Consider the following 6857-nt stretch of genomic DNA (forward strand, 5'->3'; position numbering starts at 1 on the left):
CTCTTGCTGAGCGACCGCATGCTTGATATGCTGTTGAACAAACTCTATCATCTGCCTCATGTGGAAATCATCCGTATCGGAACCAGAACTCCGGTTACTCTGCCGCAGCGCATTACTCCGGAACTCTGTGATATTATCCGTAAGTATCCGCCTATTTATATTAATACTCAGTTCAATCACCCTCTGGAAATCACCCCGGAATCCAAACAGGCCTGCGACCGATTGGCCGAGGCCGGGGCTATTCTGGGCAACCAGGCCGTACTGTTGCGCGGCATCAATGACAGACCCTATATTATGCGCAGGCTAAACCATAAGTTGCTTAAGATCCGGGTTAGACCTTATTACATCTTCCATGCCAAAGACGTCAAGGGCACCAGGCATTTTCAGACCACCATCCAGGAGGGCATGGACATCATTGCCTCACTGCGCGGGCATACCTCCGGTATGGCGGTGCCTACCTATATAGTCAACGCCCCGGGCGGCCTGGGCAAAATCCCGCTTATGCCCAACCACATCATGCATATGGACGCTGACAAAGCGGTATTGATGACCTGGGAAGGCAATATCGTAGAGATCTCCAACAAAAAAGCCTGAAACAGCTGATTAATAAGCTGAAAACGGCCTGCGCAGCTTAGCGCAGGCCGTTTTCCTGACTCTAACTGCGGCATTATGAGGGTTTGGTATTGTGAGGCAGACCCTGCCGGTCATTTTGCCCGGGCCGTTACCGCGTCTGCCTTTTGGGGGTTTTAAAATCCAGGAGATAAGTCATAATAAAGGATAAATGGAAATGTCATTCCAGTCTATATTGATACAGGGGGTTAATGCCATGGAGAAAGTGATCATCAGACAGCTGATGCGGGAGACCGAGAGGCTGGCCGGTCAGGAAGTGGAGGTCAGCGGATGGGTGCGCAGCAACCGCAGTCAAAAGAACTTTGGCTTTATCGCCCTGCATGACGGCACCCATTTCAATACCGTTCAGGTGGTTTACGAAAAGGACGCTTCGGCCAATTTTGATGCCGTGGCCCGAATTCGGGCCGGCTGCGCGGTTACCGCCCGTGGAATCATGGTGTTGACTCCACAGGCCAAACAGCCTTTCGAAATAAAGGCCCATGAAGTGGTTCTGGAAGGCGATGCCCCCGAGGACTATCCCATACAGCCCAAACGCCACACCCGGGAGTTCCTGCGCGAGATGGCTCACCTGCGACCCCGTACCAACCTGTTTGCGGCGGTTTTCCGTATCCGCTCCCTGGCCGCATATGCCATTCACGAGTTTTTCCAGAAACGCGGTTTTGTCTACGTACACACCCCCATCATAACCGCCAGTGATGCTGAAGGCGCCGGAGAGATGTTCAGGGTAAGCACCCTGCCGGCTTCAAAACCGCCGCTCACTGAATCCGGGGAGGTGGATTTCAGTCAGGATTTCTTCGCCCGCAAAACCAGCCTCACCGTCAGCGGGCAGTTAGAAGCCGAGGCTTTCGCCCTGGCCTTTCACGATGTTTATACTTTCGGCCCCACCTTCCGGGCTGAGAACTCCAACACCGCCAGACATGCCGCTGAGTTCTGGATGATCGAGCCGGAGATGGCCTTCGCCGATCTGAGCGATGATATGCGCCTGGCTGAAGCCATGGTGAAATATGTCATCGGCTTCATACTGGAGAATGCTCCTGACGAGATGCAGTTCTGCTATCAATTCGTTGATAAGGAGCTGGAGGAGCGGCTTTTGGGACTATTAAACCAGCAGTTCGCCCGGGTAAGTTACACTGAAGCGGTAAATCTTTTGACCAAAGCGGGGCAGAAATTTGACTATCCGGTGGCCTGGGGACATGACCTGCAGACCGAGCACGAGCGCTATCTGACCGAAAAGGTGTTTAACAAACCGGTATTTGTAACCGGCTACCCCAAAGATATCAAGGCCTTCTATATGCGCCAAAATGATGACGGCAAGACCGTGGCGGCTATGGATCTTCTGGTCCCCGGGGTGGGGGAATTGATCGGCGGCAGCCAGAGGGAAGAGCGCGAAGACTTTTTGGCCCGGCGCATGGAAGCGCTTAACATGGATCCCCGGGAACTGTGGTGGTACCTGGATCTGCGCAAATACGGCGGGGTCAAACACGCCGGCTTCGGCCTGGGCTTCGAACGGCTCATCATGTACCTCACCGGGGTCGCCAATATCCGCGATGTCATTCCTTTCCCCCGCACCGTCCGCTCCTGCAAATTCTAAGCAAAATGTCACGGGGACGGGATTTTCCTAGGCTGCAAATAAGAACGGACCCATTGTCAACCCCGTCTCCGCGGTATAGTCTTTATTCAGCCGCGATACTGGTCCACATGTCCGGGGGCTGCCCGGGAAAATTCTTGTAGCGGATCTCTCCGTGCCGGGGCTTGATATTGGCCTGGCAGGATTCTGAGCGATAATTTTGCGCCCAGATGTGACAAATAGGAATCTTAAGTGCTTCTGCCCTGGCCACCACTTGGGCGGTTACCGAGGAATATTTCTGGCGGTTGCCATCCCAGACCACGATGATAACATTGCTATGCTCGGCGATAAACTGCCCCGCTTTGAGGTAGGCAAGACGCCGGGTCGGAGTTGGCGGCATCTCTATCACTTCTATAGCCCGGTTGTTGATCCAGTACTCATACTCGCTGCGCAGCTCGGCCCCGGCCGGATCATGGCGGTAATCTTCGCTAGCGCCGAAAGTTTCCAAATATCTCTGCATAGAAAAGGGGAGTACCGCGATGAGGCGGGCCGCTTCATCTTTTAGCAGCGCACCTGCTACCAGGCGGTCAGCCCCGGCTGCCAGGGGAGAAAATACGGTCAGATAATGGGCCGGGAATTGCCTTTCTATGAAAGCGATCACCCTGTCGATAGACCGGCTGAGAATGCCGATCTCCTCGGGATCCAGGTTAACATGCCCGGTAATGCCTATGCGCAGCAGCTCACGGCGGCCAAGTTTGGTGAGATCGTTGAACTCCTTCATATTGACATGCATTTCCACAATATGATCAGGGGGCAGGCTGGATAACTCGTACTTGCGCTTGTCCGCCAGGCTGCTCATCTTGAGCAGATTCTCCAGGGAGCGCGCTCCGTGCCAGTAACGGCTAACCAGTAAAAAGGCATCCAGCACACTTGGCTCGATTTCAAACTGCCCGTTTATCTTGAGATGAGCGGCGTTGGTCTCCAGGTACTGGCGAAGGATAAAGGCCCGGCGGATGACATAGAGGCGGTCTTCTACCGAATTGGGATTGCCGTTGATGCCTTTGATATTGATGAAAGCCCTTAAACGGCTGATGAAATCCGGTTTTTTGGCGGCTCTATCCTCAGCGTTGTCTCCGGAGCGAAATTCTTCAAAGGAATGGCGGGTTGCCCCGGCAAAGACAAAAATGCCGCCCCCCAGGGGATGTGATAAGCCTTCATAAGTGAATTCACCGTCCTGCATGGGAGCCAGAAAATAGCGCAGCCATCCCAGGGGAAGGCCTTCGCAGGGAGTGTCAAATTCATCCCAGAAGACCAGGGGCATTTTCCCCTTGAGATTTAAATCGCGCACCTGATGGAAGGCGTTCTGCAGCTCGGCGGGGGAGTCGAATTGCGACAGGTTGAAGGTTAGCTGCGCCTTTTCATCAATACCCAGCCCGCGGGCGATTTCTTTAATGACAAAGGATTTGCCCGAACCGGGCGGGCCAAACACCGCTACGCAAAGCGGGGTTTCCGGGTTCTTGAGCTGGCAGTATTCGCGCATGGCATTATTCACCCCGCGCACCCCTTCTATTTCCTGCCGGTCGGCACTGCTCCAGCCCCCGATGATTTCCACAGGAACACCTTGCAGGGCCTGTTGGGGGCCGTAAACCACCACGTTTTTGGCACAATCGTGCACGGAGCCGATGCATTCGGTATCCTTTGAACAGCCCGGGTTGTAATTTATTAACAGGTCATCTTCCAGTATCGTCCAGCGTCCCGGTTTTAATAAAGCGGAGCGGGCTTCATCCACAAACACCCCCAGGTCTGATATCGCGGACCAATGCGGCTGCCCCATGCTGCCAAAGCGGTCGCGGCTCAGCTCCCGGAAAGCGGAAGCGATGGTTTGATAGGGAAATTGCAGATGCTTATGCTGCTCCCGCTCTACCACTTCATAACCTTCGATTTGCAGCAGACGGGCCAGTTCAATTCCCAACCGGGAGGCCTTTATCCAGTCTGTCGCCGCCGTATTTGCGGCCCAGCTAGCGGCCAGGGCTCCTAGGATGCAGGTATTATCGCCAATGATTTGTCCGGGATACAGTGCGGCAAAGTGACCTTCTTGTCCATTGCGGTCAAAGATCAGGGTATGGTAATCCCGTCCCACCACGACCGCCCCGCTCAAACCGATGGGGACTATTACCTGCTGGTATTTGATGGTGCTCCGGTCGGCATCCAGAAAAGGTCCGTGAGGGCTTAGAACCGCACCGACCACTTCCTCCAGGACTTTTTCCCAGGAAAGGGAAATGCTGACCTTAACCGCACAGGCGCGCAGGTCGCTTAATGAGCTGAGAATGATGGTGCGGTCCTCCAAGCCTAGTTCCGCGATGCGATTCAGCAGGGGATTGGCCTGACCATCATAATATTGACCCAGCTTGATAATCAACTGTGCCGGAAGCAGGCCGCTGTTTTGGCTCTCCAGGCTCAGTGCTTCAGGCCAGCCTTCTTCACAATGACGAAACCCCAGGCCGCTGTCTTGAATCAACAGCAGGTCCGGGTTGCCCTGAAGCCGGGCAGTCTGATAATCCCATTTAGCCGGCTCAAATTCATGCCATTTCCAAAGGCGATAAGCGCTGCGATGGCCGGATGAATTGAAAAATTCTTTCCACAAGGTCCAGGAGGTGGTGACCTGCCGGTCTTTGGGACGGTTGAGCAGGTTCTCAGCCAAGGGGGCGCCTTCCACAGCCGCGATTTGCTCCGGGATCATGGCCTTCAGAACCTGTCGTACCAGGGCAAAACCCCCCGGCTGCGAACTGAGCCGCACCCGGTCATCTTCTTTGTGGCGCTGCCAGTAATAAACCCCGCCGCGCACGGTAATATCTTCATTATGTATGCGGAACCAGTCTACTGTAGGATCTCCGCAAACCTGAATCAAAGGTTTCATCATTCACCCTCCCCGTTTCTACAAAGCTTGAATAAGTAGGGCCTATTTAGAATAGAACCCCAGAAAACCCTGAGTTTTTATCGGAACGGGACTCTTCAACAGTCAAAACCTCAACAAAAAGGTCTTTCCACCACGATGCCGGGATGGAAAGACCACACTTTACCAAGGTGGACAAAGCCCTAGTTCGAAATCATATTTCATTATACCATAATGTGGCGGCATGGAGAAGAAAGCCGGGATTTAAGGTATGTGACAGCACTAGTTCTCTTCGTCGTTGTAAATGATAGTGCCTACATGTTCGCCTTTCAAAGCCCGGGTTATATTGCCGGGTTTCAGGCCATTGACAATATGTATTTCTTTGACGCTGCGCGAGCGGGTCAGCATATCCAAAACCGTCCACTCCACCACCAGGTCATCCAGTTTCATGGCCTGTAATTCCCGGGCGCCGATACGGGGGATAAATTTCGCCTCAGGGTATAATTTGGGGTTATCCTCATAGAGGCCGTCAACATCTTTGATATAGATGCACTGTCGGGCGCCGATCACCTCGGAAAGCAGGTAAGCCCCTACATCGGTGCGGTTGGGGGGCAGACTGCCTTGGGCAGGGAGGTGCTCCCAGTATCCGTAAGGGGGCATGCCGTGAATGACGGGGATGCATCCCTGCGAGAAATAAGCCGCCAGTTTGGGTATATCGTCGTGCCCGACCTTTATTCCTCCATGAGGCATCAAGAGGGTGGAGAGCATCAGGGCGTTTTGCTCGGAGACGCTCTGCCCCAGTTTGGCTATAACCCCGGTGGGCATGCCCAATTCCATGGCGATGGAATAGACATGGCGGGAGCGGGTGCCGCCGCCGGTGGATATAATCATCTTGTGTTCAGGCGCGTTGGCCACAATTTCCTGCAGGATGGGCAACACCGCTTTGGCGCCCATGTCAGTGATGCTTTGCCCGCCGATTTTTATTACACTCACCTGCGGCAGGGCCCGGAATTGCTCCTTCTGCTCCAGACCCTGCAAAAAGCTCTTGCTGACCAGGGACTCACCCATTAATTTGCTTTTGACGTGCAGTCTCTTACTGTCTCTTTCCCGTATCAGTGCCACAGCCTAATCCGCCTTTCCCCAGTTTTATTACTAATCTTCATCGATGTCTGCTTCTTCATCCTTGCCGGATTCCAGATAGATTATCTCAGCACCCAATGCTGCGGCCATCTGCTCGAGTTCCATGCGCCGGATGTGCTTGGCATGCAGCCTCAAATCCATTCCAGCTACACCAACCACAACAAAACGGGGCTTCTTCTCGCCCTCTTGGACCTTGCGGCGTTCGCGCACAAAAATTTTCCCTTTTGACATAAAACCCCATCCTTTCTTTCAAGTTTGTCCTAGGTTAAGTATAAGCGAATGTTGGGTTATTTAACCACATTTTCACAGTAAGTCAGAACCCATTACCTTCCATAAATAAGATTGGGATTATACATGTTTGCCACTATGGCGTATAAACGGAAAATTTGGAAAAATAGCAGGAAAAAGTCTTCCTTTGCCGAAAGTTAGTATAACATTGAATATTTTCTCCGATCCTGACCACCTGCAGCTGATGGTGAGTATGGAGGGCAGGACGATGGGTGCAGATGGAAACGACTGCGCCTCCCGCATTTGGAAAGGAGAGTAACTGGGTCTGACTTAAGAGCCGAATCTGCTTTATTTGCGGGTTCGGCTTTATGTTTCGGCTGAAACTGCATACATACCTAT

At 53.2% G+C, this 6857-nt stretch carries 5 protein-coding genes and 1 riboswitch; of the genes, 2 read left to right on the forward strand and 3 right to left on the reverse strand.

The window, feature by feature from the left end; all coding sequences use genetic code 11:
- Together B3W37_RS06725 and asnS are read left to right on the forward strand one after the other, a co-directional pair.
- Positions 1-594: KamA family radical SAM protein (locus B3W37_RS06725; RefSeq protein WP_483175150.1), on the forward strand; the 594-nt coding region annotated here is incomplete at its 5' end.
- Positions 595-826: 232 nt separating this feature from the next.
- A complete protein-coding gene (gene asnS, locus B3W37_RS06730) occupies positions 827-2221 on the forward strand; it encodes an asparagine--tRNA ligase (protein ID WP_483175151.1) in 1395 nt (464 codons plus the stop codon).
- 82 nt (positions 2222-2303) lie between these two features.
- Here the strand turns inward: asnS and B3W37_RS06735 are convergent, their stop codons facing one another.
- From B3W37_RS06735 to B3W37_RS06745, 3 genes are all read right to left on the reverse strand, one after another.
- Positions 2304-5117, reverse strand: coding sequence for an ATP-binding protein (locus B3W37_RS06735; protein ID WP_483175152.1), 2814 nt, complete (start codon positions 5115-5117; stop codon positions 2304-2306).
- Between the two features lie 255 nt (positions 5118-5372).
- Complete coding sequence (locus tag B3W37_RS06740; protein WP_483171704.1) at positions 5373-6212, reverse strand: amino acid kinase family protein; 840 nt, start codon at positions 6210-6212, stop codon at positions 5373-5375.
- A 30-nt stretch (positions 6213-6242) separates the two neighbouring features.
- A complete protein-coding gene (locus tag B3W37_RS06745) occupies positions 6243-6461 on the reverse strand; it encodes a hypothetical protein (protein ID WP_481039662.1) in 219 nt (72 codons plus the stop codon).
- A 204-nt stretch (positions 6462-6665) separates the two neighbouring features.
- Positions 6666-6788: riboswitch (molybdenum cofactor riboswitch) on the forward strand.
- Positions 6789-6857 lie beyond the last annotated feature (69 nt).

The sequence above is a fragment of the Syntrophomonas sp. UBA5494 genome (assembly GCF_002426325.1).

Excerpts from the sequence above, each read along its gene's own strand:
- B3W37_RS06735 (WP_483175152.1), bottom strand. The coding sequence starts at position 5,117 with ATGATGAAACCTTTGATTCAGGTTTGCGGAGATCCTACAGTAGACTGG.
- asnS (WP_483175151.1), top strand. The coding sequence starts at position 827 with ATGGAGAAAGTGATCATCAGACAGCTGATGCGGGAGACCGAGAGGCTG.
- B3W37_RS06745 (WP_481039662.1), bottom strand. The coding sequence starts at position 6,461 with ATGTCAAAAGGGAAAATTTTTGTGCGCGAACGCCGCAAGGTCCAAGAG.